Below are 742 nucleotides of genomic sequence, written 5' to 3'. Positions count from 1 at the left end.
GGCGGCGTCGTCGCCGGAGGGCAGGCGGAACGTCACCGCGCCCAGCGCGGCGGCCTGCGCCAGCGCGGACAGGTCGGCGTACGACTCGCGGCGCAGCGCGTCCCAGACGGGCAGCGCGACACCGTGCTCGAGGCCGACCTGGTCGCGTACGGCGTCGACGAGGTGGTTCACCCACGGGCGGCCGTCGGAGTCGGCGCCGGACAGGCCGGCCAGGCGCAGCTGCGCGCGTTCGACCGAGACGGTCGTGTGCGTGCGTGCCATCTCGATGATCGGCTCGGCGGCGCGTTCGGCGAGCCGGCGCGCCTTTCCGACCACCTGCGGATCCAGGTCCAGTTTGCCCATCACTCCTCCACCCGCTTCTTGAAGATCTTCGCTACGCCGGGTTCGGTTCGCAGCAGGTCCAGTGCCATGCGCGCGTGCCCTGGGGCGTACCCGTTTCCGATCAGCATGGTCACGTCGGCGGCCAGTCCCTCGGCGCCGAGCGCCGCGGCCGGGAACGAGGTGGCCATCGAGAAGAAGACCACCGTGCCGCCCGCGGCGGTGGCCAGGATCGCGCCGTGCTCACAGCCGGGCACGTCGACGCAGACCACGGTGACGTCGGCGCCCGGTTCTCCGACGGCGTCGGCGAGCGCGATCGGGTCGCGCGCGTCGGCGATCACGACGTCGTCGGCCAGTGCGGCGTCCCGCAGCCGCGCCGCCTCGGCCTCGGCCGGGACGACCCCGATGGTACGGGCGGCGCCGG

Annotated in this window: 1 protein-coding gene and 1 pseudogene; both read right to left on the bottom strand. The window is 74.3% G+C overall.

Annotated features, from left to right (window positions below; all coding sequences use genetic code 11):
- On the bottom strand, positions 1–342 hold a 342-nt coding region (locus ACFFNX_RS51750; protein WP_378213863.1), incomplete at its 3' end, for a lysine 5,6-aminomutase subunit alpha TIM-barrel domain-containing protein.
- A pseudogene (locus ACFFNX_RS51745) lies at positions 342–742 on the bottom strand (L-erythro-3,5-diaminohexanoate dehydrogenase); the annotation flags it as partial. The pseudogene ACFFNX_RS51745 and the gene ACFFNX_RS51750, both read right to left, overlap by 1 nt.

It is taken from the genome of Actinoallomurus acaciae, from assembly GCF_042429965.1.
GTDB classification, from domain to species: domain Bacteria; phylum Actinomycetota; class Actinomycetes; order Streptosporangiales; family Streptosporangiaceae; genus Actinoallomurus; species Actinoallomurus acaciae.
This window is presented reverse-complemented; position numbering and strand designations above follow the sequence as displayed.